The sequence below is a fragment of the Xanthomonas sp. CPBF 426 genome, from assembly GCF_903989465.1.
Taxonomy (GTDB): Bacteria; Pseudomonadota; Gammaproteobacteria; order Xanthomonadales; family Xanthomonadaceae; genus Xanthomonas; species Xanthomonas euroxanthea.
Map to the genome: position 1 here is coordinate 376297 of NZ_LR861805.1, position 26173 is coordinate 402469.

Annotated in this window: 21 protein-coding genes; 10 read left to right on the forward strand and 11 right to left on the reverse strand. The window is 67.7% G+C overall.

Going from position 1 to position 26173, the window contains the following annotated elements; translation table 11 throughout:
* Nucleotides 1-21 precede the first annotated feature (21 nt).
* From H7A87_RS01590 to H7A87_RS01600, 3 genes are all read right to left on the reverse strand, one after another.
* Nucleotides 22-1593 carry an adenosine deaminase gene (locus tag H7A87_RS01590; RefSeq protein ID WP_180496856.1) on the reverse strand — a complete coding sequence of 524 codons (1572 nt, stop codon included), beginning with the start codon at nucleotides 1591-1593 and terminating at the stop codon, nucleotides 22-24.
* A 562-nt stretch (nucleotides 1594-2155) separates the two neighbouring features.
* On the reverse strand, nucleotides 2156-3115 hold the full coding sequence (locus H7A87_RS01595; RefSeq protein WP_119129332.1) for a PDR/VanB family oxidoreductase: 960 nt from the start codon (nucleotides 3113-3115) through the stop codon (nucleotides 2156-2158).
* 17 nt (nucleotides 3116-3132) lie between these two features.
* Nucleotides 3133-4185, reverse strand: a complete 1053-nt coding sequence (locus H7A87_RS01600) for an aromatic ring-hydroxylating dioxygenase subunit alpha (RefSeq protein ID WP_119129333.1) — start codon at nucleotides 4183-4185, stop codon at nucleotides 3133-3135.
* Between the two features lie 127 nt (nucleotides 4186-4312).
* Here H7A87_RS01600 and H7A87_RS01605 point away from each other — a divergent pair, with 127 nt between their 5' ends.
* A complete protein-coding gene (locus H7A87_RS01605; RefSeq protein ID WP_104583904.1) occupies nucleotides 4313-5230 on the forward strand; it encodes a LysR family transcriptional regulator in 918 nt (305 codons plus the stop codon).
* A gap of 566 nt (nucleotides 5231-5796) precedes the next feature.
* Nucleotides 5797-6603, forward strand: coding sequence for a TatD family hydrolase (locus tag H7A87_RS01610; protein ID WP_115675691.1), 807 nt, complete (start codon nucleotides 5797-5799; stop codon nucleotides 6601-6603).
* An 18-nt stretch (nucleotides 6604-6621) separates the two neighbouring features.
* On the opposite strand, the gene H7A87_RS01615 is transcribed toward H7A87_RS01610, so the two are convergent.
* Together H7A87_RS01615 and H7A87_RS01620 are read right to left on the reverse strand one after the other, a co-directional pair.
* Nucleotides 6622-7290, reverse strand: a complete 669-nt coding sequence (locus H7A87_RS01615) for a hypothetical protein (protein ID WP_104649560.1) — start codon at nucleotides 7288-7290, stop codon at nucleotides 6622-6624.
* Between the two features lie 576 nt (nucleotides 7291-7866).
* Nucleotides 7867-8754 (reverse strand): LysR family transcriptional regulator, encoded by an 888-nt coding sequence (locus H7A87_RS01620; RefSeq protein ID WP_119129334.1) that lies wholly within the window; start codon nucleotides 8752-8754, stop codon nucleotides 7867-7869.
* Between the two features lie 155 nt (nucleotides 8755-8909).
* On the opposite strand from H7A87_RS01620, the gene H7A87_RS01625 reads away from it, so the two are divergent.
* Nucleotides 8910-10136: an MFS transporter gene (locus H7A87_RS01625; RefSeq protein ID WP_119129462.1), complete on the forward strand. Its 1227-nt coding sequence runs from the start codon at nucleotides 8910-8912 to the stop codon at nucleotides 10134-10136.
* A 331-nt stretch (nucleotides 10137-10467) separates the two neighbouring features.
* On the opposite strand, the gene H7A87_RS01630 is transcribed toward H7A87_RS01625, so the two are convergent.
* Entirely contained in the window at nucleotides 10468-11478 is a 1011-nt protein-coding gene (locus H7A87_RS01630) for a nuclease (RefSeq protein WP_119129335.1), read from the reverse strand.
* 101 nt (nucleotides 11479-11579) lie between these two features.
* Nucleotides 11580-14063 (reverse strand): TonB-dependent receptor, encoded by a 2484-nt coding sequence (locus tag H7A87_RS01635; RefSeq protein ID WP_232087906.1) that lies wholly within the window; start codon nucleotides 14061-14063, stop codon nucleotides 11580-11582.
* 345 nt (nucleotides 14064-14408) lie between these two features.
* Between H7A87_RS01635 and H7A87_RS01640 the strand changes: the two genes are divergently transcribed.
* From H7A87_RS01640 to H7A87_RS01670, 7 genes are all read left to right on the forward strand, one after another.
* Nucleotides 14409-15029, forward strand: a complete 621-nt coding sequence (locus tag H7A87_RS01640) for a TetR/AcrR family transcriptional regulator (protein ID WP_119129464.1) — start codon at nucleotides 14409-14411, stop codon at nucleotides 15027-15029.
* The gene (locus tag H7A87_RS01645) at nucleotides 15026-15907 is read left to right on the forward strand and encodes an NAD-dependent protein deacetylase (RefSeq protein ID WP_119129336.1); all 882 of its coding nucleotides are present in this window, start codon (nucleotides 15026-15028) and stop codon (nucleotides 15905-15907) included. Before H7A87_RS01640 ends, H7A87_RS01645 begins: the two co-directional genes overlap by 4 nt.
* A 60-nt stretch (nucleotides 15908-15967) precedes the next feature.
* Entirely contained in the window at nucleotides 15968-17086 is a 1119-nt protein-coding gene (locus H7A87_RS01650) for an NADH:flavin oxidoreductase/NADH oxidase (RefSeq protein ID WP_180496858.1), read from the forward strand.
* An 81-nt stretch (nucleotides 17087-17167) separates the two neighbouring features.
* Nucleotides 17168-18043: an NAD(P)-dependent oxidoreductase gene (locus H7A87_RS01655; RefSeq protein WP_119129338.1), complete on the forward strand. Its 876-nt coding sequence runs from the start codon at nucleotides 17168-17170 to the stop codon at nucleotides 18041-18043.
* A 386-nt stretch (nucleotides 18044-18429) separates the two neighbouring features.
* Nucleotides 18430-18822, forward strand: a complete 393-nt coding sequence (locus H7A87_RS01660; protein ID WP_104583895.1) for an XVIPCD domain-containing protein — start codon at nucleotides 18430-18432, stop codon at nucleotides 18820-18822.
* Nucleotides 18823-18890: 68 nt separating this feature from the next.
* Nucleotides 18891-19742 carry a formyltetrahydrofolate deformylase gene (gene purU / locus H7A87_RS01665; RefSeq protein WP_164739953.1) on the forward strand — a complete coding sequence of 284 codons (852 nt, stop codon included), beginning with the start codon at nucleotides 18891-18893 and terminating at the stop codon, nucleotides 19740-19742.
* Nucleotides 19743-19876: 134 nt separating this feature from the next.
* Nucleotides 19877-21016: an MFS transporter gene (locus H7A87_RS01670; protein WP_119129340.1), complete on the forward strand. Its 1140-nt coding sequence runs from the start codon at nucleotides 19877-19879 to the stop codon at nucleotides 21014-21016.
* A 295-nt stretch (nucleotides 21017-21311) separates the two neighbouring features.
* On the opposite strand, the gene H7A87_RS01675 is transcribed toward H7A87_RS01670, so the two are convergent.
* The 4 genes from H7A87_RS01675 to H7A87_RS01690 all read right to left on the reverse strand — a co-directional run bounded on the left by H7A87_RS01675 (nucleotide 21312) and on the right by H7A87_RS01690 (nucleotide 26144).
* On the reverse strand, nucleotides 21312-23270 hold the full coding sequence (locus H7A87_RS01675; protein ID WP_180496859.1) for a choice-of-anchor X domain-containing protein: 1959 nt from the start codon (nucleotides 23268-23270) through the stop codon (nucleotides 21312-21314).
* 274 nt (nucleotides 23271-23544) lie between these two features.
* Nucleotides 23545-24447 (reverse strand): methylenetetrahydrofolate reductase, encoded by a 903-nt coding sequence (locus H7A87_RS01680; protein WP_119129341.1) that lies wholly within the window; start codon nucleotides 24445-24447, stop codon nucleotides 23545-23547.
* Between the two features lie 93 nt (nucleotides 24448-24540).
* Nucleotides 24541-25206, reverse strand: a complete 666-nt coding sequence (locus tag H7A87_RS01685) for an epoxyqueuosine reductase QueH (RefSeq protein ID WP_119129342.1) — start codon at nucleotides 25204-25206, stop codon at nucleotides 24541-24543.
* The gene (locus H7A87_RS01690) at nucleotides 25206-26144 is read right to left on the reverse strand and encodes a LysR family transcriptional regulator (protein ID WP_104649551.1); all 939 of its coding nucleotides are present in this window, start codon (nucleotides 26142-26144) and stop codon (nucleotides 25206-25208) included. Before H7A87_RS01690 ends, H7A87_RS01685 begins: the two co-directional genes overlap by 1 nt.
* Nucleotides 26145-26173 lie beyond the last annotated feature (29 nt).

Consider the following 26173-nt stretch of genomic DNA (forward strand, 5'->3'; position numbering starts at 1 on the left):
GTGCCTGCGCGCGATGTGGCGTTACCGGGAAAGCCCGTTCGCGCTCGGGCGCGCTCCTACATGCAACAGCGTGCGTTCGTACTGGGCCAGGTCGGTTTCCAGCTGCCATTGCAGCCGAGCCTTCTCGCTGCCCTGGCGGAATGCTCGACAGGCAGTATCATCGGTGTCGCGCTGCAACGCGGTGGCGCAGGCCTGCGCAGCGTTACCGTCGGCATCCCACAGGCTGGCGCCCGGCAGGAAGCTGTAGGTCAGGCCGTTGCGGGCCAGCTGCTTGAGCGTGGGGTAATCGATGCCTTGTTCCTGCATCGCGCGTTGATACTCATGGGTCATGTCCGCGCGGGAGACGCCGGCATCGTCGGTGGACAGCACCACCGGCACACCGGCGCGCAGATACATCGCCAGCGGATGCGCGGAGCCTTTGACGCCAAGGATCACATCGTTGCTGGTGAGGTTGATCTCTACCGCAACCTGTTGGTCGCGCATGCGCTGCAGCAGTCCATCGACGTCGTCTTCGTAGGGCAGGTCCACGCCGTGCCCGATGCGGCGTGCACCGACATCCACCGCCTGGCGGATGTGCGAGCGCAGTTGCGCCGGCGGCACTAGGCCCAGTGCCAGCTCGCCGGCATGCAGGGACAGCGGCACGTCGGGATAGCGTGTGGCGAAGAAGCGGAACATCGCCATGTGGCGGGTGTAATCGGCCAGCGCCACCGGGTTGTCTTCGGGCGCGACGATGTTCAACGCCACCGCGCGGCTGCCACCGGCGGCGATCAGCGCGTGCGCCAGCGCCATCTGCCCGAACACCATCGGCTGCGGCAACACGCGCAGCACATAAGGCACGTAGCGGTACGTCACCTGGCAGCCGGGACGCGCAGTGGGCTGGTCGCAGTGCAGCACACGGCGCACCTGCGCGTCGGTGTCGGCAAGCGCGGCTTGTGCGGCCTGCACCAGGGGCGGCAAGGCATCCTGCAGGGCGCGCAGGTTGGCCGCGTCGTCGTCGCCCTGCCAGGGCAGGGACTGCATCTGTGTTGCCGCCTGGTCCATCTGTGGCGGGTTGGCGATGATTTCCACATACGGCACGCGGTCGCGCGCGGCCTGTTCCAGCACCGCGGCCACGGTGTCGGCAACGCGCATGCGCACCACCGCGTCGAACTTGCCGAAGGTGCTGAAGAACTGGTCGTGTCCGGTGGGCTGCGACGGGCTGGGCAGGAACTTGCGCATCGACAGGGCATCCACCAGCTGGCCATACAGCGCGGCATTGCGCGTGGCCAGGTCGCGTGCGGGCTCCTGACCCTTGGCGCACGGCGGCGCACGCAGGCTTAGGTCGTCCAGTTGCACGCAGGCGCCATCGTCGCTGGCCCACTGCAGGTAGTCCTCGGCATACACCGAGCCGGACAGATGATTGTGCAGGTCGCCGCCCTTGGGCATCGCCTGCAGCCAGGCACGCAGTTGTGCAGGGTGATCGGCGGCGGTGCGCAACAGCTGCGCCACCTGCTGCTCGCGTTGCTGTGCAGGCGAGGCTTGGTTGCGTGCCTGCGCGGCGGTGGGCAACAGGACGCATAACGCCAAAAGCAGGCTGCGATGAACGATGGACATGCGTTGGATAACTCGGAAAGAAAAAACAATGGCGCAATCACGCCGCCGGTAGACGCAAAGCATGCCTTGCAGCGCGGTGGACGGCCAGCGGTTGAGGTGGTTTAAGTTGGCACGGGAGATCACGCCGGCCGCCCGTTGCACGGGTGAGGCTGAAAGACACCTCCGCGTTGCATGACGCAACGCGTGAGCAGCTGCGCATGTCGCCCGCCAGATGCGGAGCCTGACTTCCAGCGCTGCGGCTTGCGGACGCGCTGCATTGCATGCTGCGCGTCCGCACATCCGGCGTGAAACGCACAGGGGCATTGCAAACAATCGCGCTGCATGGACGGAGTGCTCTCCGGCGTCGGGCACACGATACGTGCGGGAGCCTGCGCGGTGCGCAGTGCATCGCTGTCCCGGACGGACACAGTGCCCTTGCGACGCTGGGCAGCGTGTCGGGCCCATCGGCATCGCGGGTTGTCATGCGCCGTGGTCGCCGGCTGCATCGGTCAGTGCGGTCGTCACGCGTGCACAGCCGTGGTGGCAATGTCAGTGCTTAGGCAGTCACGACAGACAGGCACCTTCAAAGATCCAGCACCAGCCGCGGCGTGCGGCTACGCGAACAGCACAGCGTGATCTGCCGGTTCTGCGCGTGCTCGCTGTCGCTGAGCACACTGTCGCGGTGGTCGGGCGTTCCGGCAATCACGCCGGTCAGGCAGGCGCCACACATGCCTTGCTCGCAGGACAGCGGTACCTCGATGCCGGCATCCAGCAAGGCGCTGGCGATGCTGCACTCGGCCGGCACCTGCACCACGCGGCCGCTGGCGGCCAGCTCCACTTCGAAGGCGCTGTCGGCATCGTGGGCGATGCCGGGCTCGGCGGCGGCGAAGTGTTCGCGGTGCAGTTGCTCCGTCGTCCAGCCGTGCGCCCTGGCAAGCAGCGTGAAGTGGTCCATGAAGGCGGCCGGCCCGCACAGGTACAGCTGGTCGCGCGCACGTGCCTGTGCCAGTTCCTCGGGCACATGCACGCGCGGGCTTTCGCCGCCGTCGCTCAGATGCACCTGCACCTGGCCATGCGTGAAGCCCTGCTGCAGCCGCTGCCCGAACGCCACATCGGCGTGCCGGCGCGCGTAGTAATGCAGCACGAAGGGCTCGCCACGCGCTTCCAGCGCTTCGGCCATCGACAGCAGCGGGGTGATGCCGATGCCTGCGGCCAGCAGGACGTGGCGCTCTCCCGGATGCAGGGGAAACAGGTTGCGCGGTGTGGAGATGCGCAGGCGATCGCCGGTGCTCAGCTGCTCGCACAGATGCCGCGAGCCACCGCGCGAAGCATCGGCCAGCTTCACGCACAGCACATAGTGGTCGCGCACATGCGGCGCGCTGGCGATCGAATACTGGCGGATCATGCCGTCGGGCAGATGCAGGTCCACATGCGCGCCGGCCTCGAAGGCCGGCAATTGCGCGCCGACCGGCTCCAGCCGGATCGCGCGTTGGCGATGGCCCTGGTCGACGACTTCGGCAACGCGCACCTCGTGCAACTGCATGGCGTGCTCCTCGGCTTTCAGCGCAGGAAAAAGTCGCTATAGCCCTGGCTGCGCAGGCCACGGCGATAGGCGATGGAACTGCGGTCGGCCGGGATATGCACTTCCAGCAGCGGGTCCAGCGGCAGGTATTCGGGGCGCTGCGCCTCGACCATGGCGCGGTCTTCCTCGAACACGCGCAGGTTGAAGGCGTGCACGTCCTCCACCGGCAGATGGGTGTCGAAGTTGCGCGCAATCGGCACCAGCAGGCGCGTCTTGTGCTTGGACACCGGGCTGGCCGCGTTCATGATCACCAGCCGCTTGCCCGGCACCGGGAAGTGGATGGTGAGGGTGGCGGTGAACGGCAGGTGCACCTCGAAATGGCGTAGCCACTGGAAGTCGGGGTCCACGTCCGGCAGCGGCATGTCCACCGAATAATTGGCCACCGAGCTCAGATAGTCGGCATTGAAGCCGGTCGGCGTTTCGGTGGTGGTGTAGGCCGGCACCTCGCGCTTGTCCGGCTGGGCAAAGGTGGCGGTGTGCACGAAGGCGAAATGCGCCACGTCGATGAAGCCTTCCAGCTGGCGCGCGGCACTGCCGCCGATATCGAACGCCGGGCAGACGATCTGCTGGAAACCCTCCTCGTCCCAGCCCGGCATCGGCGGGATCTGCACCTCGGCCTCGCTGACGCCGGCCGGTTTGGCCAGGCAGACCCAGATCAAGCCATAGCGCTCGGCCACCGCATAGGTGTGCAGGCGCATCTTGGCCGGGATGTTCTGATTGGGACTGGCCGGGATGTGGTTGCAGCGCCCGCCCGCGCCGAAGCGCAGCCCGTGATAGGCGCAGACCACGCCGCCGCCATCGGCGGTGCCCATGCTCAGCGGCACGCCGCGGTGCGGGCAGACATCGCGCGCGGCCACCAGCTCCTGGCCCAGCCGGTACAGCACCAGCGGCTCGTCCAGCAGGGTGGCCTTGAATGGCGCCTCGCCCACTTCGCTGCTCAGCGCCACCGCGTGCCAGTGCTGGGCCAGGCGTTGCCAATCGGCGGCGGCGAAGGTGCAGTGCAGCGGCAGGGCGGGGACGGCGACATCCATGGGTCCAGTCTCTGGCGGAGGGCGGGAGCGGTGCCGGATTGACTCTAGGAAGCCGGGGGTGTGTTATCAAACATCGATTTTCAGCCAAGCCATTGCAAAAAATGCAACACCAACCGGGCCCCGCCGCATGCTGACCTTTTCCCGCTTCACCCGTTACTTCATCGAGGTGGCCCGCTGCGGCAGCATCCGCAAGGCCTCGGAGGTGCTGCACGTGTCGGCCTCGGCGATCGACCGGCAGATCCTCAAGGCCGAGGAAGAGCTGGGCGCTCAGCTGTTCGAGCGCCTGCCCGGGCGGCTGCGGCTGACCGCCGCCGGCGAGCTGCTGCTGGTGGACGTGCGCGGCTGGGAGAAGGCCTACGCCCGCACCCTGGAGCGCTTCGACGAGCTCAAGGGGCTGCGCCGCGGGCATGTGGAGATCGCCATGATCGACGCGCTCAGCGAGGGCGTGGTGCCGGCAGCGGTGGCGGCGCTGGTGCAGGAGTACCCCGGCATCACCTTCAACCTGTCCACCGCGCGCAACCAGCGGGTGATGGAAATGGTGACCTCGGCCGATGTGGACATCGGCCTGCTGCTGGACCCGGTGAGCAGTGTGGACCTGGAAGTGCGCGCCTTTGCCGACATCCCGCTGGGCATCGCGATGCCGGTCGGCCACCCGCTCAGCACCCGCACCGAGCTGCAGCTGAGCGAAACGCTGGAGCATCGCCTGCTGCTGCCGGCCGCGCCGTTGATCGTCGGCGAGCATGCCAAGGTGCTGTACCAGCGCCAGCACATCGACGTGAAGCGGCTGACCCACTGCAACGACGTGCGCACCTTGCGCGGGCTGGTGCGCGCCGGTGCCGGCGTGGGCCTGATGTCGTGGCTGGATGCCGCACCGGATGTGGCCGACGGCCGGCTGGCGTTCGTGCCGTTCCGCCGCCACCTGACCAAGCCGATGACGCTGGCGCTGTGCGTGGCCCCGCAGCGGCAACTCTCGCGCTCGGCGCAACTGGCGATCCAGGCACTGGCGGCGAAGATCGATGCGATGGTGGTGCCGGTGGTGGGGTGAGTGTGCTGCGCAAGCGGCCCTCACCCCTGCCCCTCTCCCGCAGGCGGGAGAGGGGAAAGACCGTGCGTTCGTGCAGGCCGATGGCATGCAGGTACTGCCATTCGCATGCAGGTACGCCGATAACACGCAGCTGACGCCGTGTGGTTCCCTTCTCCCGCTCGCGGGAGAAGGTGCCCGCAGGGCGGAGGAGGGCATACAGGTACCGCCACTCGCATGCAGGCACCGCCGATAACACGCAGCTGACGCCGTGTGTCTCCCTTCTCCCGCCTGCGGGAGAAGGTGCCCGCAGGGCGGATGAGGGCATACAGGTACGGCCATTCGCATGCAGGTACGCCGATAACACGCAGCTGACGCCGTGTGTCTCCCTTCTCCCGCCCGCGGGAGAAGGTGCCCGCAGGGCGGATGAGGGCATACAGGTACGGCCATTCGCATGCAGGTACGCCGATAACACGCAGCTGACGCCGTGCGTTTCCCTTCTCCCGCCTGCGGGGAAGGTGCCCGCAGGGCGGATGAGGGCAACGTCCACCCAGTACAATTACATCTGCTCTTTCAGGCGACACCGCAGCATGCAGTTGATCGATATCGGCGCCAACCTCACCCACGACTCCTTCGACCGCGACCGCGACGCAGTGCTGCAACGCGCACGCGAGGCAGGCGTTGCGCAACTGGTGATCACTGGCGCCAGCCGGGAACATTCGCCGCTGGCCTTGCAGCTGGCCCAGCAGCACCCCGGATTCCTCTACGCCACCGCCGGCGTGCACCCGCACCACGCAGTGGAATTCACCGCCGAATGCGAGGCCGAAATGCGCACGCTGCAGGCGCATCCGCAGGTGGTGGCGGTAGGCGAATGCGGGCTGGATTATTTTCGCGATTTCGCCCCGCGGCCGGCGCAGCACAAGGCCTTCGAGCGCCAGCTGCAATTGGCCGCCGACAACGGCAAGCCGCTGTTCCTGCACCAGCGCGAGGCGCACGACGATTTCCTGTCGATCATGCGCAGCTTCGATGGCCGGCTCGGCCCGGCCGTGGTGCATTGCTTCACCGGCACCCGCGAAGAACTGTTCGACTACCTGGACCGCGATTACTACATCGGCATCACCGGCTGGCTGTGCGACGAGCGCCGCGGTGCGCATCTGCGCGAGCTGGTGCGCAATATCCCGGCCAACCGGTTGATGATCGAGACCGATGCGCCCTACCTGCTGCCGCGCACGCTCAAGCCGATGCCCAAGGACCGCCGCAACGAGCCAAGGTTCCTGTCGCATATCGTCGAAGAACTCGCGCGCGATCGTGGCGAGGACGTGGCGCTGACCGCGGCCAACAGCACGGCCGCCGCGCGGGCATTCTTCCGTCTGCCCGCGCCTGCAGCCGCGGCATGAGGTGCGCGGCGTGGGCAATCACGCCGCCAGCAACTCCCAGCCCTGCGCATCGCGCAGGCGCAGCCCCGGTTGCGGTGCATCCACGCTGACCCGCACACCGCTGGCCCACGGTAGCTGCCGTTGCTGCGGAAACCAGCGGCGTGCCTGATCGACGACGATCAACAAGCCATCATCGTCGCCCAGCGCGGCAAAGCCCTCGACCGCCGGTGCAAATGGCCGCACGCCGAAGTGATGGGCGACGCTGCTGGTCACCACCGCGACATCGTTGCTGGGCAGCCCGATCTCGCTCAGGCACAGCAGTTCTTCGCCGTGGAACGCGCCGTCGCCGGTGACCACGTCCTGCACGGCCTGGCGCGCGATCAACTCCAGCACCGCGCCATCGGGGCCGGCGAAATACACCGAGTGCGATTGCCAAACGCCATCCAGTCGAAACTCCCGGCGGCCGTGTGGATCGGCAAGCAGGTTGCTGCGCGCGCCGATCCACTGCGCAGCGGCGTCGAAGCGCGAGGGCGCCACGTTGAACGCCAGATGCACACTGCCCACCGGCTGCTGCGCCTGCACACATTCCAGCGTGCTCCAGCCGATGCGAACGCTGTTGCCGTGTTGCGGCAGCTGCAGCACGTCGCGATAGAAGCGCAGGCTGAGGTCGGGGTCGAGGCAGGGCAGCAACAGGTGACGAAGATGCATGGCAGGCGCAGGTGGTGGAAGAAGCGGGCATTGAACGACCTCAATCGCGGTTGAGGTCAAGCGGTGTGCCCGGATGGCGTGCACGGATTCGGCAGGGCACGTGCGTGCGCAGGCAACGTGCATGCTGTCTGCAGCGAAGGCTCTGGCCGCGATGATGTCGCCACGCAAGCAGCATCGCGGGCATGTGCGCTTCCACAGGATCAACGGCTTCGGGTGTGGCTGATGGGGTGTGTTGATCAGACCTCGGCTCAAAACCAGCGCCATCGCTGTTGGCAGGCAACGCAATCCAACATCTTTCCGCCTGGGCAGGTGTAGGAGCGCACTTGTGCGCGAGGGCGTTACCGGTAGAGCCACATCGCGCACGAGTGCGCTCCTACGACACCCGTGGTGCTGTCGGCTCAAGATCAGCCTGGCTCACAGCACTTCTGCCAGGGCCAGTCTGGCCAGCGGCATCTGGCCATCTGTTGGCAGGTGTAGGAGCGCACTTGTGCGCGAGGGCGTTACCGGAAGAGCCACATCGCGCACGAGTGCGCTCCTACAAAAACCGTGGTGTTGTGGGCTCAAGATCAGCCTGGCTCACAGCACTTCCGCCAGGGCCCACAGATGCCGGACCAGCGGCGCCGTGTCCAACGCACCTGGCGCTACCGCCAGGGCGAGCCGGGCCAGCGGCATCTGGCCTTCGATATCCAGATAGCGCACGCCGGGCAGCTGCAGCTGGGCGGTGGAGGCCGGCACTACCGATACGCCCAGTTCGGCCGCGACCAGATTGACGATGGACGACATCTGCGGCGCTTCCTGGGTGATGCGCAAGGTCACGCCGGATTGCCGGCAGGCGGCGAGGATCTCGTCGTAGAGGCTGGAACCGAAGCTGCGCGGAAACAGGATGAACGGCTCGCCCGCCAGCGCCGCCAGTGGCGCGCTGTTGCGGGCGGCCAGGCGATGCGCGGTGGGCACGGCGATCTTCATCGGTTCGTCGGCAAAGCGCAGCAATTGCAGGTCGGGCGGCGTGCTCAGGCCGTAGCGCACGAACGCCGCATCCAGGCGGCCATCGGCCAGGGCCAGCAGCAGTCCGGCGGTGTTGGTTTCTTCCAGCAACAGCTCGACCTGTGGCCATTGCCGGCGAAAGTCGCGGATCAGATGCGGCACCACCGGATTGAACGCGGCCGAGGCGGTGAAGCCCAGCCGCAGCCGGCCGGATTCGCCACGCGCCACCCGCCGCGCGGTTTCTGCGGCGCGCTCCACGTCGGCGAGCACGCGACGCACCTCGATCAGGAAGGCCTCGCCGGCCGGGGTCAGCTCGGCGCCGCTGTGGGTGCGCCGGAACAGCGGCGTCCCCAGATCGCGCTCCAGTGCCTGGATCTGCTGGCTCAGCGGCGGTTGCCCGATGCCGACCCGCGCTGCGGCCCGGGTGAAATTGCCTTCTTCGGCGACGGCCAGGAAATAGCGCAAGTGGCGAAGTTCCATGCTATCTGTCCTGCATATGGCAACTGCCAGCATCATATATTGGACAGGGGGTCCTGGCAGGCGAATACTCGCCGTCCTCCTGCCTCGATGCTGCTTCCGTGTCTTCTCCTGATCGCCGTGCTGCCAGCTCGCCGGGCACCCGCCTTGCAAACGACATACCCGCTGCCGACGCACCCGCCAGCGGCCGCATCCGGCTGGCCTTGTTCCTGGCCGGCTTTGCGACCTTCTCGCTGCTGTACAGCGTGCAGCCGGTGCTGCCCGAGTTTGCGCGCGCCTTCGGCGTGGATGCGGCCACCGCCTCGCTGCCGTTGTCGCTGGCCACCGGCGCGCTGGCCCTGGCGATCTTCTGCGCCGGCGCGGTGTCGGAGAACCTGGGCCGGCGCGGGCTGATGTTCGTGTCGATCGCGCTGGCCGCGCTGCTCAACCTGCTCGCCGCCTTCCTGCCGCACTGGGGCGCGCTGGTGCTGGTGCGCACCTTGTCCGGTATCGCGCTGGGCGGGGTGCCGGCGGTGGCGATGGTGTACCTGGGCGAAGAGCTGCCGGCCAACAAGATGGGCGCGGCCACCGGCCTGTATGTGGCCGGCAATGCCTTTGGCGGCATGAGCGGACGCATCGTGATGAGCGTGCTGACCGATCACTACGACTGGCGCACTGCACTGGCGATGTTGAGCGTGTTCGACCTGCTGTGTGCGTTGGCATTCTTCTGGTTGCTGCCGCCGTCGCGCAACTTCGTGCGCCGGCACGGCATCAATCTGCGCTTCCATCTGCGCGCCTGGGCCGGGCATCTGCGCGACCGCAACCTGCCGTTCCTGTTCGCGCTGCCGTTCCTGCTGATGGGGGTGTTCGTGTGCCTCTACAACTACGCCGGCTTCCGGCTGGGCGGGCCGGAATTCGGCCTGAGCCAGAGCCAGATCGGCATGATCTTCAGCGCCTATGTGTTCGGTATCGTCAGTTCGTCGGTGGCCGGCGCGGCGTCGGATCGTTTCGGGCGCGGCCCGGTGGTCAGCACCGGTATCGTGCTGTGCGTGCTCGGCGTGGCGCTGACCCTGGCGCATGTGCTGGCGCTGGTGGTGGCCGGCATCGTGCTGCTGACGATCGGCTTCTTCATTGCGCATTCGGCCGCCAGCGCGTGGGTGAGCCGGCTCGGCGGTGCGCACCGCAGCCATGCCGCATCGCTGTATCTGCTGGCGTATTACGCCGGCTCCAGCGTGATCGGTGCGCTCGGCGGCTGGTTCTGGCAGCACGGTGGCTGGGGCGCCCTGGTCGGCATGTGCCTGACCTTGCTGGCGCTCGCCTTCGCGGCGGCCTACGTGCTACGCCAGCGCGCCGACGACGCGCGGCCGTACGGGCGCTTTGCGCCGCATCCCGCACGCGGCGAGTGAGGAGCGACCGGCGCGAGCATCCGGGAACCACCGAGGCCGATATGGACGCCAGCTGCGCGTCGCATGGGCGTGCCCGGCATGCGGGTGGTTGGCCTGGCGGAATCGGGAATCGGGAGTGGTAAAAGCTGGCGCGCGCGGTTGCCGGTGGCAGCGCTTGTCAGTCAGGATCTGCTGCGCTTTGTCCAACAGCTCAACAAGGTCCATTGACGCCGCGTGACGGCAGGATCGAGCCGCAGGGCCCGCTGCGCCGTCCTGCCGACAGGCGCGCAGCGAGCGGTGCCGGCGCGCGGGTCGGCACGCCGCTGGCGGCAGCCGATGTCGCCTACGGCGGTCATGCGGTTGGCGACCTGCCGGCAGGTGCAGATCCGGTGGCCGGGTCGTACTGCGGATGGCTCGGGTCCATGCTGCGCGGCAGCGTGGATGTTTCTGGTTGCAGCGCGCTTTCGCGCCAGGCGCGCACCAGCAGGTCGCGCAGCATCGCCGCGCCATCGCCGGCGGTGCGGTAGACCATCGCGCGGCCGTCGCTGCTGGAGGCATCGTCGAACGCGCCGGCCTTTTCCAGGCGATAGACCTGCTCGACACGGCCGGTGCCCACGTCGAGAAAGTGCAGGATCTGCTCGAACACATCGCCCTGCTGATGCGCCAGGGCCGGCATGCGGCGCAGCAGGTCCTGCGGGGTCAGCGCAATCTTGTCCACGTAATCGCTCTCGAACTTGCCGTGCACCTTCGGGTCGGTGCTGTAGCCGTTCGGGTTCGGCCCCTGCCAGCCGTCGTGGTGGATGCTGTCGTGCTGCGGCTGCGCGCCATCGCCAATGTAGTGCGCGAACCAGCTGACATAGAACGCGCAGGTACGTTCGAGCTCGCGGGTGTCCTGGCCCTTGGCACGCAGCGCGCGGAGTTGCCGCATGGTTGCCACGATGCGTTGGTAGCCTTCGGTGGCCGCATACGGCAAGGTGCCGGCCCAGCGTACGTTCATGTGCTGCGCCCGTTGCGGGTCGCTGCTGGCGATGCGCCGCTGTTCGTCATACAGCGCCAGCACGAAGGCATAACGCGAGCGCGGCGGGTGTTGCATGAAGGCGAACTGCTCGCGGAACCAGCCGTGGTTGGGGTCTTCTTCGATCTTGAGAAATGGCTCGCTCTCGCTGCGCCAGCCGTCCGGCAGCGTTGCGCCGTCGGCAATCACCTGCACATATTGTTTGAGGAAGACCGGGCCGTCGTCGGGCAGTGCCTGCACGGCGGCGCTGTCGATGGCCGCGTGCGCACGGTGGCCCCAGGCGGCGGCATTGCCGGAACATGTCGCTGCCGCAAACAGCAGCGCACAGGCAAGAGGGGAGGGTGTCATGGCAGTCCTTGTGGCCTGCAGCGCGTACGCCACGCTGCAGGCGATGGATCGGGAAGTGGAGCGCCGGTAGCGAGGCTGCGACACCCCGGACGTCGGTGCACTCAGAAGTGGTAAGTCACCACCAGCCGCGAGTTGCGCTCGTAGATCGGGCGGCCGTAGATCGGTTCGCGCGTGCCCTGGCCGGAGATGGTGTCGGTGCGCGGGTTGCCTTCGGTCAGCGCAAAGGTGTTGGTCAGGTTGTCGACCGACAGCTGCACATCCCACGGCCCGTTGCGCACCAGGATGTTGGCCGCCAGGGTGTCGTAGGCGGCCAGCTCGGTGGTGTTCTCCAGGTCGGCGTAGCGCTTGCCGACGTAGGCGTAGCGCAACGAGGTTTCCCAGTCGAACGCACCGGTGGTGAAGTACAGCGTCGGGCCCGCATTGCCGTACAGCTTTGGCTGGCGGTTGGGCATGTTGCCGTCCACGTTGACCACGGCCACTGCGCCATTGGCCACCACTTCGGTCAGGTCGGACACCTTGGTGTCGTTGTAGGTCAGGTTGGCATCCAAACGCAGCCACTGCGCCGGCGTCCACACCGCTGCCAGTTCGATGCCGGGGTTGGTGACGCTGCCGCGGTAGTCCTTGGATTCGGCCGCGCCGGTCTGCGGGTTCACCGCGCTGGTGCCGATGTTGTATGGGTCGTACTTGGTGTAGAAGGCGGTGGCGAACACGTCCAGGGTGTCGAAGTTGAGCTTGGTGCCGAGCTCGAACTGGTCGGCGGTGGGGATGTTGACATTGCCTTCGTTGGCGCCCTCGCTGGGCGCGCGGTGCGCACGCGAGGCGCGGCCATAGATGCCGACCGTCGGGTTGATGTCGTAGTTGAAACCCGCGGTCCAGTTGGTCACGCCCACGTCCAGCGCGGTGTGCGCGCGGGCCCCGGTGAACAGGCGCGCGGCATCGTCGGCCAGGGTGTCGGCCATGCCCAGGTTGCCGGTGCTGCGCAACATGCTCCAGGCGCGGTAGCGGTAGCGCTCGTGACGCACGCCGCCTTCCAGGCGCAGCTTGTCGGTCACCTGCCAGGTGTCGGCGATGTAGGGCGCCAGCATGCTGGTGTAGGCCTTGCCTTGAGTGCGGTCGGCGCCATAGATCACCACGCCGTCCTTGGTCACGCCGCCGACCACGTTGCCGGCCGCGTCGTAGCCGAGCAGGTCGATGGTGCGCGGGTTCTGCCGCATCTCCAACAGATAGCTCTGGTAACGCGAATTGTAGGAACGCGCGTAGTAGGCGCCGTACACGCCCAACGTGATGTCGTGGGTGTCGCCGCCCCAGTCGAAGCGGCGATGCAGGCGCAGGTCGTCGGCAAACGAATCGGCACGCACGTTCATGGCGCGGTACTGGCCCTGGATCACCAGGCCGTCGGTGCTGGCCGGATCGAAGCGGCTGCCATCATCGGTGTAGACGTAGCCCAGCGATGTCAGGCCGGGAAACGCGGCGCTGGCGGCAGCGCGGCGGCTGTTGGCATACGCGCTGGCGTCCTGCGGCGCATTGCTGGAATACAGCGCGTCGAAGGTCATGTCCAGGCGATTGACGATGGCCTTGTTGGACAGGCTCCAGCCATTGTCGAAGGCCAGGTCCAGGTTCGCGCCCAGATGGTTGAATTTCATGTGGCGGCCATCGGACAGGTCGCGCAGTTCGCGCTGCGGCGTGCCGTTGGCATCGCTGGACACGATGCTGGCGCGCTTCAGTTGCGCGGTGCTCAAGGTGCCGGTGAAGCGGTCGATCAACGGGTCCAGCGAACGCGTGGTGTCGCGCGGGTCGTACAGCGGGATCGGCATGTAGAACGCGTTCTTGTCGTCCAGATGCTTGGCAGTGAAGGTGATCCTGCCGTGGTCCAGCGTGTGCGTGAGGTTCATGCGGAACTGCCCGCCCTCGTCGGCCGGAAAGTCCACGTCGCGGTAGCCGTCGTTGCGGCGCACGAAGCCGCCGGCAGCCAGATACCAGCCGTCGGCCAGCTTGCCCGACCAATAGCCGTCGAGCCGGTACAGCCCGGTGTCGCCGACGGTGGTGCGCACTGCGCCTTCGGGCGTGTCGCCGCCCTGGCGGGTGACGAAGTTGACGATGGCCGCGGCATTGGAGGCGAAGATCGGCGAGGGCCCGCCGCGCACGGTCTCCACCGATTCGACCATCAGGTCCGGGCGCACCAGGCCTTCGGTCTTGTAGAAGTAGCCGTTGTTGTCCGGGTAGGGGCTGATGCCGTCTTCCTGGATCACCGCAAACGAGCCCTCGTCGGGAATGCCGCGGATGCGGTAGACGTTCTGCACTTCGCCGCCGGTGGATTCGGCATAGATGCCCGGCATCGAGCCGATCAGGCTGGCGAGGTTGAGCGGGGCCAGCTTGTCGATCTGCTCGGCGGTCAGCGCGGTGATCGCATACGAGGCATCGAACTGGTTCTGGGCCTGGCCGGCGCCGGTGACGATCATCCGGTCCAGCGAGAAGATGCCGTCCTCGCCCTTGCGGGTGGCAGGCGTGGCGGGCGCGGCTTCCTGCGCGAGCGCGGGGGTGGCCAGGGTCAGTGCCAGCGCGACGACGAGCGGACGACGCGACACGGCATGACGCACTCCGGAGCGCGTCCGGGTGTGGGTGTAGGGCATGGCAGGGATGGGGGGTAGCGGGGGAGCTGCCCACTGTCGCTGTGCCATGTTTCCGCAGCGTTGCGTGTGCACCGGATCACGCTAACTGCGTGATCCGGCACCACGATTTGTGACGTGGCGCCTGTTTTCAAGCGGTTTCAACTGTACGTGGCAGAGGGTAAAGGCATCGAGCGCGGCCGGCGTCGGTGCTCAGCGCCCACCGGGGCGGAGCTGGACGAGGCGCTTCCTTGGAATCAGGCAGAAGGCCCCCAGACTATGTGCCATCCATCCGTGTGGACATTCGCATTCGTGAGCACCTCCCTGCCCCTGCCCGCACCGCGTAAAGCCCCGCAGCAAGCGCGCTCGCGCGCCACCGTGGAGGTCATTCGCCAGGCCAGCATCCAGGTGTTGGTGGCCGACGGCCTGCAGGGCTGCACCACCACGCGGGTGGCCGAGCGTGCCGGCGTGTCGGTCGGCAGCGTGTACCAGTACTACCCCAATCGTCAGGCGATGTTGATCGCGCTGCTGCAGTGGCATCTGCAGACGGTGATCGATGCGGTGGAACTGGCCTGCGCGCAACAGCACGGGCGCACGCTTGCGCAGCAGTGCCAGGCCCTGGTGCGTGCCTTCGTGCAGGCCAAGCTGCAGCATGTGGATGTCTCACGCGCGCTGTACGCCATTGCCGAGTTGCATGGTGGCGCCATCCTGGGCGCGCAGGCGCGCCGGCGCTCGCAGCAGGCGTTCGCCGCCGCGCTCGCCACCGCCTCGGATGTGCGCTTCGACGATTGCCAGGCGGTGGCCGAGATCGGCATGGCGGCCATCACCGGGCCGTTGAAGAGCCTGCTCGAGGATGGCGCGCCGGCTGTGCGGATTGCGCCGCTGCAGGCGCAACTGGTGGTGTTGCTGCACAGTTACCTCATGGCCACCGGAGTTGCACGATGACGGCGTCACCGGTGCAGGACGGCAACCCGCTGCAGGACTTCATCGAACGCCACCGGCGCCTGTTCGTGCTCACCGGCGCCGGTTGCAGCACCGATTCGGGCATCCCCGATTACCGTGATCTGCAAGGCGGCTGGAAGCGCCCGCAACCGGTGACGTTTCAGGCCTTCATGGGCGAGCTGTCCACCCGGCAGCGCTACTGGGCGCGCAGCCTGGTCGGCTGGCCGCGCTTCGGCCTGGCGCGGCCCAACGCCACCCATCACGCACTGGCCGCACTGGAAGCGCGCGGCCAGCTGGAAGTGCTGCTGACGCAAAACGTCGACCGCCTGCACCAGGCGGCCGGCAGCCAGGCGGTGATCGACCTGCATGGCCGGCTCGATGTGGTGCGCTGCATGGGCTGCGGGCGGCGCATGCCACGTACCGACTTCCAGCTGCTGCTCGAACAGGCCAACCCCGGCTGGGCCGACCTGGACGCGGCGCAGGCGCCCGATGGCGATGCGGACCTGGACGATGTGGCCTTCGACCATTTTGCGGTGCCGCCGTGCCCGGTGTGTGGCGGCGTGCTGAAGCCGGATGTGGTGTTCTTTGGCGAGAACGTGCCGCGCGAGCGTGTGGAGCGTGCATTTGCGCATCTGCAGGCGGCCGATGCGGTGCTGGTGGTGGGCTCCTCGCTGATGGTGTATTCGGGCTTTCGTTTCGTGCAGACCGCTGCACGCAACGGCCTGCCGATCGCCGCGCTCAACTTCGGGCGCACCCGCGCGGACGAGCTGCTCAGCCTGAAGGTCGAACAGTCGTGCGCGCAGGCGTTGACATTCCTGCACGCGCCGTTCGATCCGTTGCTTGCACGCAGCGTCGATGACGCCAGTGCGCGCTCGGCATGACGCAGTGATCCATCGCAGCGGTTGTGCCCACGCGCGCGGCGCAGTGCAATGGGCACCCCCGTGTCATCTGTGGATGCCCTCTTGAGCCAGCTGTTCTCCCCCATCCGCTTCGGTCCGCTTGCGCTCGCCAACCGGATCGTCATCGCCCCGATGTGCCAGTACTCCGCGCAGGACGGCCGCGCCAGCGACTGGCACCGCATCCATCTGGGCACCTTGTCGCAATCCGGTGCCGGCCTGCTGATCCTGGAAGCGGCCGCGGTGCAGCCGCAGGGGCGCATCTCCTATGCGGACCTTGGCCTGTACGACGATGCCACCGAGCAGGCGCTGGATGAGGTACTGCAATCGGTGCGGCGCTGGTCGCCGATGCCGATCGGCATCCAACTGGCGCACGCCGGGCGCAAGGCCTCCACCGATCTGCCGTGGAACGGCGGCGCGGCGATCGCGCCGGATCACGCGCATGGCTGGCAGACCGTGTCCGCATCGGCGCTGGCGTTCGGTGACGGCCAGCCGCTGCCGCAGGCATTGGACGATGCCGGCATCGATGCGGTGGTGCAGGCATTCGTCGATGCGGCGCAGCGCGCCGAACGCCTGGGTCTTGAGTTGGTCGAGCTGCATGCCGCGCACGGGTATCTGATGCATCAGTTCCTGTCGCCGCTGAGCAACCAGCGCAGCGATGCCTATGGCGGTTCGCTGGAAAACCGCATGCGGCTGACGTTGCGCATCTTCGACGCGGTGCGCGCGGCGGTGTCGGACAAGATCGCCATCGGCGTGCGCATCTCGGCCACCGATTGGGTGGAGGGCGGCTGGGATGTCGAGCAGAGCATCGCCTTGTCCAAGGCGCTGGATGCGCGCGGTGCGCACTACATCCATGTCTCCAGCGGCGGGCTGGATCCGCGCCAGCAGATTCCGGTGCAGGCGGGCTACCAGATTCCGTTTGCGCAACAGATCAAGGCGCAGGTCAACACGCCGGTGATCGGCGTGGGCCTGATCACCGAGCCGGCGCAGGCCGAGGCGATCCTGCAGGACGGCCAGGCCGATGCGATCGCGCTGGCGCGCGGCATCCTGTACGACCCGCGCTGGCCGTGGCATGCGGCCGCTGCACTTGGTGCGTCGGTCACACCCGCGCCGCAATACCTGCGCTGCGAGCCACGCGATGCGCGTGGCGTGTTCGCCAGCTGATTAACGCGGGGAGTGGTAAAGAAGCAGAGCGTGCGGTGTCTGGATTGCCGCTCTTGACGCAAGATCGAATAAGGAAAACAGATGCCGATAGGATTTCTGGGCTTGGGCACGATGGGCCTGCCGATGGCGCACAACCTACTGCGCGGCGGGTTCGAACTGAGTGTGTGGAACCGTTCGCCCGGGCGCGCGCAATCGCTGCGCGAGGCCGGCGCCACGGTGGTGGATGCACCGCGCGACGCCGCGCATGGCCCGCTGCTGTTTTCGATGCTGGCCGACGACAACGCGGTGCGCGCGACCCTGCTGGAGCATGGTGTGCTGGACGCGCTGCCGGCGGGCAGCGTGCACGTCAACATGGCCACCATCTCGGTGGCATTGGCGCACGAGTTGACCGCCCTGCATGCCGAGCGCGGCGTGGCCTACGTGGCCGCACCGGTGCTTGGCCGCGTCGATGTGGCCGAAGCCGGCAAGCTCAACATCCTGGCCGCCGGCGACGAGGCAGCGTTGGCGCGCGTGCAGCCGATGTTCGACGTGCTCGGTCTACGCACCTGGGAGATCGGCCGCACCCCCGAGCAGGCCAATGCGGTCAAGCTGGCGGCCAACTTCTGCCTGGCCAGCGCGATCGGCGCCATGGCCGAAGCCAGCGCGCTGGCACGCGGCCACGGCGTGGACGCCACCCAGTTCCTGGGCATGCTCACCAGCACCCTGTTCGCCGCACCCGCGTACCAGGGCTATGGCCGCCTGATCATGCAGCGCGCCTATCTGCCGGCCGGCTTCACCGCCACCCTGGGGCGCAAGGACGTGGACCTGGCGATCCAGGCCGGTGCCGACAAGCAGGTGCCGATGCCGCTGGGCGAGTTGCTGCGCGCCGGCCTGGACGAGGCGATCGCCCATGGCGACGGCAACGCCGACTGGGCCGTGCTGGCAGAGGTATCGGCGCGGCGGGCAGGGCAGGCCTGATCGCCGCATCCGCAAGGCGGAGCTAGCCCCGCTCTCGGCGAAGCGAGAAGGCATCGCTCGCGCGTCACTGGCGTGCGTGCCTTGAAGCGCCCGCGCTCCGGCGCGGGCAGGGGGGAGGCGGAGCGGGGGTCAAGGTGAGGGTACGGGGCGAAGCCCATGTGCAGCAGATTTCGCCTACCGTCAGCGACATCTGCTGCACACGCTCAGGCCGCTTCGCTTCAAAGCAGCACAGCCCATCTCTTACTCACCTAAACATGCAGCAGACCTTCTAAAATGCCGGCTCGTGACAGCCGCCGCTCCAGGGAGGATGCGATGCGACACCTGCATATCACGCTCGGTTCGACCGGGCGCACACCGCGCGCACTGCGCTGCGCCGGTGGTAGACGATGACCGCCGCACCGGTCGTCGACCAGGGCCCGGTGGGCCCGGACCATCCCGAGCATCCGGACCACTATCTGTTTGCGCAGATCCGCGAAGCGGTGGCCGTGCTCGATGCCGAGTTGGACAAACCCACCGACGAGGCCAGTGTGCGCATGGCCGCGCGCCTGCTGCCGCTGGCCAAGCAGCACGGCTTCGACCAGGTGGATTACGTGGTGCTCAGCCGGCACGTCGGCGAGGTGGGCGAGAACGTGTTCCTGGTGCGTGGCGAACTGGCCGACCCTGCGCATCTGCGTGCGCACATCACCACCCAGGAAGCGATGGAGACCTCGGTGGAGGCATCGATGGCGCAACTGGATGACATCAATCGGCGACTGATGCTGCGCCTGCCGCCGCGCTGAGCCGCACGGGAAAGTTACGGGCGCAAGCACTGCGCCCGCAGCCGGGTGCATTGGCTATCATTGTGCCGATGCGCTCCGACTACATCCTCACCCTGTCCTGCCCCGACCGCACCGGCATCGTCTATCGCGTGACCGGCCTGCTGTTCGACCTGGCCTGCAACATCCTCGACGCACAGCAGTTCGGCGACGACGAGAGTGGCCGCTTCTTCCTGCGCGTGCACTTCGACAAGCCGCCGGGCACCGAGATTGCCGGGCTGGAACGCCGCTTTGCGCAGCTGGCCGAGGAATTCCAGATGGACTGGCAGCTGCACGATGCGCGCCGTCGCGCGCGGCTGCTGGTGCTGGTGAGCAAGCAGGGGCATTGCCTCAACGATCTGCTGTTCCGCATGCACAGCCGGCAATTGCCGGTGGATATCGCAGCCGTGGTGTCCAACCACGCCGACTTCGCGCCGCTGGCCGCCTCCTACGGCATCGCCTTCCACCATCTGCCGGTGAGCGCGGACACGCGCGCTGCGCAGGAAGCGCAGCTGCTTGCCCTCATCGAAGCGCTGCAGATCGATCTGGTGGTGCTGGCGCGCTACATGCAGATCCTGTCGCCGGCGTTGTGCCGCGCATTGGCGGGGCGCGCGATCAATATCCATCACAGCTTCCTGCCCAGCTTCAAGGGCGCGCAGCCGTATCACCAGGCGCACGCACGCGGGGTCAAGATCATCGGTGCCACCGCGCACTACGTCACCGAAGACCTGGACGAAGGCCCGATCATCGAACAGGACGTGGCGCGTGTGGATCACGCGATGACGCCGCGCGACCTGGTGCGGCTGGGGAGCGACACCGAATCGCTGGTGCTCGCGCGTGCGGTGCGTCGCCATGTCGAACACCGCATCGTGCTCAATGGCCATCGCACGGTGGTGTTTCGCTAGCACCCTCGCATATCCCCACGGACGGTTGCAGCACGCGCAGTGGAGCAGTGCGCAGGCCACACCCGGCCCGCGAACGCGCCGGCCTAGCGCCCACCGTCGCACTCGGTTCGCCGCTCCCTTCTGGAATTGCCTGCATGTCGCTTGTCCCCGGCTCCAGCGCTCGCGTGCAACAGCACGCCACCCGCGCGGCGTTCTTCATTCCCGGCTTTGCTGCCGCGGTCTGGGCGGTGCTGGTGCCATTCGCCAAAGCCAGGACCGGCGTGGACGATGGCGCGCTCGGCCTGATCCTGTTGTGCCTGGGGGCAGGCTCGTTTCTGGCGATGCCGCTGGCCGGTGCCTTGTCGGCCCGCTTCGGCTTCCGTGCGGTCATGGCGGTGACGGCGGCGCTGATCTGCATCAGCCTGCCGCTGCTGGCCGTTGTCGCCAATCCGTGGATGCTGGGCGCGGTGCTGTTCGCGTTCGGTGCCGGCGTGGGCGCGATGGATTGCGCGATGAACATGCAGGCGGTGGTGGTCGAGCGCGATGCCCGGCGCGCGATGATGTCCGGATTCCATGCGTTCTTCAGCATCGGCGGTTTCGTCGGTGCCGGCGCGATGACCTTGCTGCTGTCGGCGCGGGTTTCCCCGCTGAGCGCGGCGCTCGCCGGGGTGATCGCCATGCTCGTGGTCGGCGTGCTGTCGGTGCGCCATTGGCGGACCGAGCGCGTGGCGCAGCAGGGGCCGTTGCTGGCCCTGCCCAGAGGCATCGTATTGTTCATCGGCATCCTGGCGTTTGTGGTGTTTCTGGCCGAAGGCACCATCCTGGACTGGAGCTCGGTGTTCCTGGCCGATGTGCACCAGGTTGCCCCGAGCACCGCCGGCGTGGGCTATGTCGCGTTTGCATTGACCATGACGGTGACGCGCCTGCTCGGCGATGCGGTGGTGGAGCGCCTGGGGCGCATCCGCTCGATCGTGGTGGGCGCGCTGCTGGCCAGCGCCGGCTTCCTGGTGCTGACGCTGGTGAGCCCGTGGCAGGCATCGCTGGCCGGTTACGTGCTGGTCGGCCTGGGTTGCGCCAATATCGTGCCGGCCCTGTTCTCGCTGGCCGGCAACCAGACGCGCATGCCGGAGAGCATCGCCATCACCGCGGTCACCACCCTGGGCTACGCCGGCATCCTGGCCGGGCCGGCACTGATCGGTTTCGCCGCGCATGGCATCGGCCTAGTCGGCGCCCTGCTCGGTGTCGCGGTGTTGATGGTGGGCGTGGCGGTGTCGACGCGTTGGTTGAGGGTGTGAGCGTGCTGGGTCACCGACCTGCAGTCGGTGACTCTTCGGCAATGCGTCGCGCGCAGGCACGCTCCTACGAAGGGCGGGGTGCAGGCTCGTCAATGTCGTCGTCGGGACCGTGCAGCCCGTGCAGGCGGTGGATGGCGGGCAGCGCGGTGTGCGCTGCCCGCATCACGCGGACCTCGTCGCAGCAGGGGCTTGTCCGCCCACCTTCGCGGGAGCCGAGGCGGCAGGCCACATCGGACCCACCACGCATCTACGGCGTGCGTGGTGGGCGGCCACGGACCCTGCAATGGATGCCGCATCACTTCGCGGCGTTGGCGTTCATCACTGCATTGCGGCTTGCGTCCAGATACTGCGCCGGGTCGCGCATGCCGGTGGTGTGGCATTGCCCGGTGGTGTGGCCACGGTTCACGCCGCCCGGCAGCTGCGCGTTGACCTGCTCCACGGTGCCATCTTCCGGGTCGTTCAGTACCAGGTCCGAGGCCGCGTTGCAGTAGTCGTTGGTGTACCAGTTGGTCTTGGCGAACGAGGTGGTGTAGTAGTTCACCTTGGCGCGCGCATCGGCCGGAATGCCGGCCAGCCAGGCTTTGGCGCCGTCGTAAGTCATGTCGGTATTGGTGCCGCAACCCACCCCGAACCACGAGCCCACGGCCGCCAGGATGCCGGACAGATTGGTGCCCTGGTAGGGGGTGCCGACCGACTGCATCACCCGCCCACCGGTGGCGTTATCCAGCCCGCTCCAGTAGTAGGTGTACAGATGCAGCGCCGCCATGCCGCCCTGGCTGTGCGCCACCGTCGCGAACGAGGACCACTGACTGGCGAACTGCGCCAGCCGCTGTGCGAACTGGTCGTTGCTGCGGTTCTGTTTGGCATCGATGAACGAGGACGCGTTGGTGAACTGCGCCTGCGGCCACACGCCGTTGGAGCAATAGCCATGCACCAGCACCAGTTGCGACCCCGTGGCCTGCGGCTGCGCCATCGCACTGGCGCGGGCCAGCGTTGTCGGGCGCGGCCCCATGCGCATGCTCTCGTCGATGGCACCGGCAGACCGCACGATGCTGGCACGGCGCAACGCGGGCAGCTGCAACGGCAGCGTGTCGGCCTGTACCAGCGGGATGTAATGGTCCGGGTCTTCGATGCGCAGCCCGCGCAGCGTGAACGGCGCACGCGCGCCGGCACGCGCGACCCAGCGTTCGTCCAGGCTCAACGGCAGCTGGCCTTGCTGCGGCGTCAGCATGCCGCCGATCCATGCCACCGGCACCTGCCTGCCCTTGGCATCGGTGCCCCAGACCTGGCCGAACACGCGGTAATGCGACGGGGCCTTGCCGCGCGCGGCGACCGGCAAGGCAATGCTGAGCCGGGTGCCGTCGGCAGCGCGTGCGCTGAGCGCGTTGCCGAGCAGGCGCAGGGAGGTATCCAGCACCGGCAACACATGCTCGCTGGTGCGCACGAACGGCTGCCCGGCCTGGTCGCGACCGCGCACGATCACCTGTGCGATCCAGGTGCCTTCGGCTGTCGGTTGGAACGTGCCGCCATACACGCCATCGCCGGCAGCACCGTCGTCGTGCTGCCCGTCGTCTGCCATCGGCAGCGTGCGGATGCCGCCTTGCGGGTCGATCACACGCAGGCTCGCTGTCTCGATCTGCCCCGCCTGCGCGGCCAGCAAGCTCGCACCGGCTGCATCGTTGCCGCTGAGCAAGGCGTTGAGCGTCAGCGACTGGCCGACCTGCTGCCGACGATGGCGCGGGTACGAGGCCAGCTGCGTGCGCGCATCGCCTTCCATCAGCACATACCCGCGTTGCGCCACCGGCGTTGCTGATTGCAGGGCCAGCGACCACGCTCCGTTCTGCGCCGATTCCACCGCATAGCGCATGCCGCTGGTGCCGCTTTCTGCGGTGCCCAGCAGCGTGCGCTGCGCCTGCAGTTGCGGAGCAACGGCGGCCGCGCGCGCGCCGGCAATGCGTGGTGCAGTCACCGCCGCCTCCCACGGCTGTTCACCGGCCAGCACCATGAAACGTAAATGGCCGTTTTCCACCGGCAGCGTGCCTTGCCAGCGTGCGGAGTTGCCGGCTGGCGTCAATTCCACCGGCAGCAAGGCGCTCTTGGACAGAATCGCCGACTCGGCCGGGTCGGGTGCGCGCATCTGCGCGAACTCCTCCGGCGGGCCAGCCAGTTGTTTGGGCTGCAGCTCGGCCGCGGCAAGCGGCAGGGAAACCAGCGACAGGGTGCACAGCAAGGACAACAGCGACGGCTTCGGCATGGCGACATCTCTCCTTGAACGTTGCAGAAGCGATGCCGTCGCGCAGTGCAACGACACCGGATGCAGCGCCCCCTCGCCGCGATTCGCCGATGGTTATACCGCGCCCGTGTGACAGGTCCGCTGTGCGCTGCAGCACCCGGCGCGCCGCAAGCACAGCCACAGAAATGAAGCAGTCCAGACTGTGATCCAGGTCGTGGACAGCTCGCCCACCCGCACGCTCGTGCTCGCCCATTCGAGGTCTGCGGCCGATGACGCGCGGCGTGCCCGGCAGGTGTCAGTCGGCGCGGTGCGGCGCGGTGCGGGCGCGGTACTGCTCCACCCACGCGACCGTCTGCGCGATGCCGCCGAACGGGAAGAAGTGCAGGCTGACCTCTCCATGCGCTCCGGTGAGGCCGGTGGCGAGGCGATCGACAAACCGATCCGGCCCGGCGGTGCCCAACAGCTTGCCCAGCGAGATGCCGTACTTGGACAGCATCGCGGTGCAGGCGCCGACACCGCAGCGTGCGGCATAGCGTGCGAGCACCGCCACGCCGGCGGGACCAGGCACGCCCACCCGCACGGGGTGTGCGATGCCACGCGCGCGCAGCGCGTGCAACCACGTCAGCACGAGGTCGGCATCGAAGGCGAACTGGGTGACGATCAGCGGTGCCATGCCGCGCTCGGCGATGCTGCGACACTTGCGTTTCAGCACATCCCAGCGCTCGCTTGCAGGCATGCCCGGATGTCCTTCCGGATGCCCTGCCACGGCGATGGTCCGGATGCCGCAGCGCTCGAAGACCCCGGTGTCGATCAGCGACACGCTGTCCGGAAACGGCCCGATCGGCGACGGTGGATCGCCCGCGATCACCAGGCAACGCTCGACGCCAGCCTCATCGACGGCGCGCCTGACGAAGGCGTGCAGTGCGTCGCGCGAGCCGATCCGGCGCGCGGACAGGTGCGGCATGGGCGCAAAGCCGAGCTTGCGCACCATGCATGCGGCGGCCAGCCGCGCGGCGTCGTCCTGGTTGGGCAGGTAGGGGATGGCAATGGTCGCGCCACGCATGATCGCGGGCGCCGCTGCGCTCAGCCCGGCAATGGCGGTTGCGCTGACCTCCAGGGAATAGGCATCGGTGATGGTGCTGGCCAGGCGTGGCGTGTGCGGATGAGTCAAACGATCTTGCCGTGCGTTGGTGGTCATTGGGTGGCGCCGCTACGTGGGCCCTGGGCGAGCGGGAAGGGCGCCATGACACAGACTGAAATCCCGGCCAGCGTCGCTGCCCTGGCGAGGCGCTTAGTCTTGCTGTTCCCCATCGCCATAGAATTTCACGCCCAGTTGTATGCGATTGCGCCCGCTTTCGGCGCGGTGCCGGTTGGTGTCGCGCAGCGAGTAGACGCAGCCGCAGTATTCCTGCTGGTAGAAGTTCTCGCGCTTGCTGATCTCGACCATGCGCGAGGAACCGCCGCCCTTGCGCCAGTTGTACTCCCAGTACATCAGGCCGGGATACCTGGCCGCAGCGCGAACGCCGCAGTCGTTGATCTGCTGCATGTTCTTCCAGCGCGAGATGCCCAGGGAGCTGGTGATCACCGGAAAGCCGTGTTCGTGCGCATACAGCGCGGTGCGTTCGAACCGCATGTCGAAGCACATCGTGCACCGGATGCCGCGTTCGGGTTCGTTCTCCATCCCGCGGGCCCGCTCGAACCAGTTGTCCCGATCGTAGTCGGCATCGACGAAGGGCACGCCGCACTGCTGCGCAAAGCGGATGTTCTCGTCCTTGCGCAGCTCGTATTCCTTGCGCGGATGAATGTTGGGGTTGTAGAAGAAGATGGTGTAGTCGACGCCGGACGCCAGCATGGCCTCCATCACCTCACCCGAGCATGGCGCGCAGCAGGAATGCAGCAAGACCTTGTCGTGGCCGGCAGGCAGTGGCAGTGGCGTGCGCGTGGCGGTGCTGTCCATCAGTGGGCTCCCGGCGGAGTGGTCGTTGTGTCGGCGGTGGTGTTGGCGGTGCCATTGGCGGGTTGGCGCGCCAGTTCAATGAAGGCACGCAGGTAGTCGACGGCGATATCCGCCTCGCGTGCGCCCAGGAAGATCTGCTTGGGGATGCCGCGCGCGCCCAGCCGCACCGGCACCACGTCCATCCTGGACGCATATTCCTCCACAAGCCAGCGTGGCATCGCGGCCACGCCGCGGCCGCTGGCGACCATCTGCATCATGATGTCGGTGGTCTCGATGGCCTTGTGGCGCCGGGGCGTGACCCCGGCTGGCAGCAGGAACTGGCTGTAGATGTCCAGGCGCTCCAGGTCCACCGGATAGCTGATCAGCACTTCCCGGGTCAGCTGCTGGGGCTTGACGTAGGCCGCCGACGCCAGCGCATGGCCCTTGGCCACGACCAGCACCTGCTCGTAGTCGAACACCGGCTCGAACCGCAGCCCGGGCTTGTACAGCGGGTCGGGCGTGACCAGCAGGTCGATCTCGTAGCCGAACAGCGCGCCGATGCCGCCGAACTGGAACTTCTGCTTGACGTCCACATCCACGTCCGGCCAGGTGGCCAGGTAGGGCGCCACCAGCTTGAGCAGCCACTGGTAGCAGGGATGGCACTCCATGCCGATGCGCAGGGCGCCGCGTTCGCCCTGCGCGAACTGCCCCAGGCGCTCTTCGGCCAGGTCCAGTTGCGGCAGTACCCGGTTGGCCACCGCCAGCAGGTACTGGCCCGCCTGGGTCAGGCGCAGGGTGCGACCTTCGCGCAGCCACACGTCGGTGCCCAACTGCTGCTCCAGCTTCTTCATGCTGTGGCTCAGCGCCGACTGGGTCAGGTTCAGCACGCCTGCGGCGGCGGTCAGCGAGCCTTGCTGCTCGACCTGCTGGACGATGGTGAGATGGATGCGCTCAAGCATTCAGATGATCCGAATTCATGGATTGTTGA

Bases quoted from the DNA above. Each gene is read 5' to 3' on its own strand.
- H7A87_RS01600 (WP_119129333.1), bottom strand. From the start codon at position 4,185: ATGGATGTCGCCGTCCCCGCCCTGCCGCTGCACTGCACCTTCGCCGCC.
- purU (WP_164739953.1), top strand. From the start codon at position 18,891: ATGCGCTCCGACTACATCCTCACCCTGTCCTGCCCCGACCGCACCGGC.
- H7A87_RS01595 (WP_119129332.1), bottom strand. From the start codon at position 3,115: ATGCAGTTGCACGAGGTGCGCGTTGCCGAAGTCGTCGACCAGGGCCAT.
- H7A87_RS01615 (WP_104649560.1), bottom strand. From the start codon at position 7,290: ATGCATCTTCGTCACCTGTTGCTGCCCTGCCTCGACCCCGACCTCAGC.
- H7A87_RS01670 (WP_119129340.1), top strand. From the start codon at position 19,877: ATGTCGCTTGTCCCCGGCTCCAGCGCTCGCGTGCAACAGCACGCCACC.
- H7A87_RS01690 (WP_104649551.1), bottom strand. From the start codon at position 26,144: ATGCTTGAGCGCATCCATCTCACCATCGTCCAGCAGGTCGAGCAGCAA.
- H7A87_RS01685 (WP_119129342.1), bottom strand. From the start codon at position 25,206: ATGGACAGCACCGCCACGCGCACGCCACTGCCACTGCCTGCCGGCCAC.
- H7A87_RS01610 (WP_115675691.1), top strand. From the start codon at position 5,797: ATGCAGTTGATCGATATCGGCGCCAACCTCACCCACGACTCCTTCGAC.
- H7A87_RS01645 (WP_119129336.1), top strand. From the start codon at position 15,026: ATGACGGCGTCACCGGTGCAGGACGGCAACCCGCTGCAGGACTTCATC.
- H7A87_RS01605 (WP_104583904.1), top strand. From the start codon at position 4,313: ATGCTGACCTTTTCCCGCTTCACCCGTTACTTCATCGAGGTGGCCCGC.
- H7A87_RS01655 (WP_119129338.1), top strand. From the start codon at position 17,168: ATGCCGATAGGATTTCTGGGCTTGGGCACGATGGGCCTGCCGATGGCG.
- H7A87_RS01630 (WP_119129335.1), bottom strand. From the start codon at position 11,478: ATGACACCCTCCCCTCTTGCCTGTGCGCTGCTGTTTGCGGCAGCGACA.
- H7A87_RS01620 (WP_119129334.1), bottom strand. From the start codon at position 8,754: ATGGAACTTCGCCACTTGCGCTATTTCCTGGCCGTCGCCGAAGAAGGC.
- H7A87_RS01590 (WP_180496856.1), bottom strand. From the start codon at position 1,593: ATGTCCATCGTTCATCGCAGCCTGCTTTTGGCGTTATGCGTCCTGTTG.
- H7A87_RS01680 (WP_119129341.1), bottom strand. From the start codon at position 24,447: ATGACCACCAACGCACGGCAAGATCGTTTGACTCATCCGCACACGCCA.
- H7A87_RS01660 (WP_104583895.1), top strand. From the start codon at position 18,430: ATGACCGCCGCACCGGTCGTCGACCAGGGCCCGGTGGGCCCGGACCAT.
- H7A87_RS01675 (WP_180496859.1), bottom strand. From the start codon at position 23,270: ATGCCGAAGCCGTCGCTGTTGTCCTTGCTGTGCACCCTGTCGCTGGTT.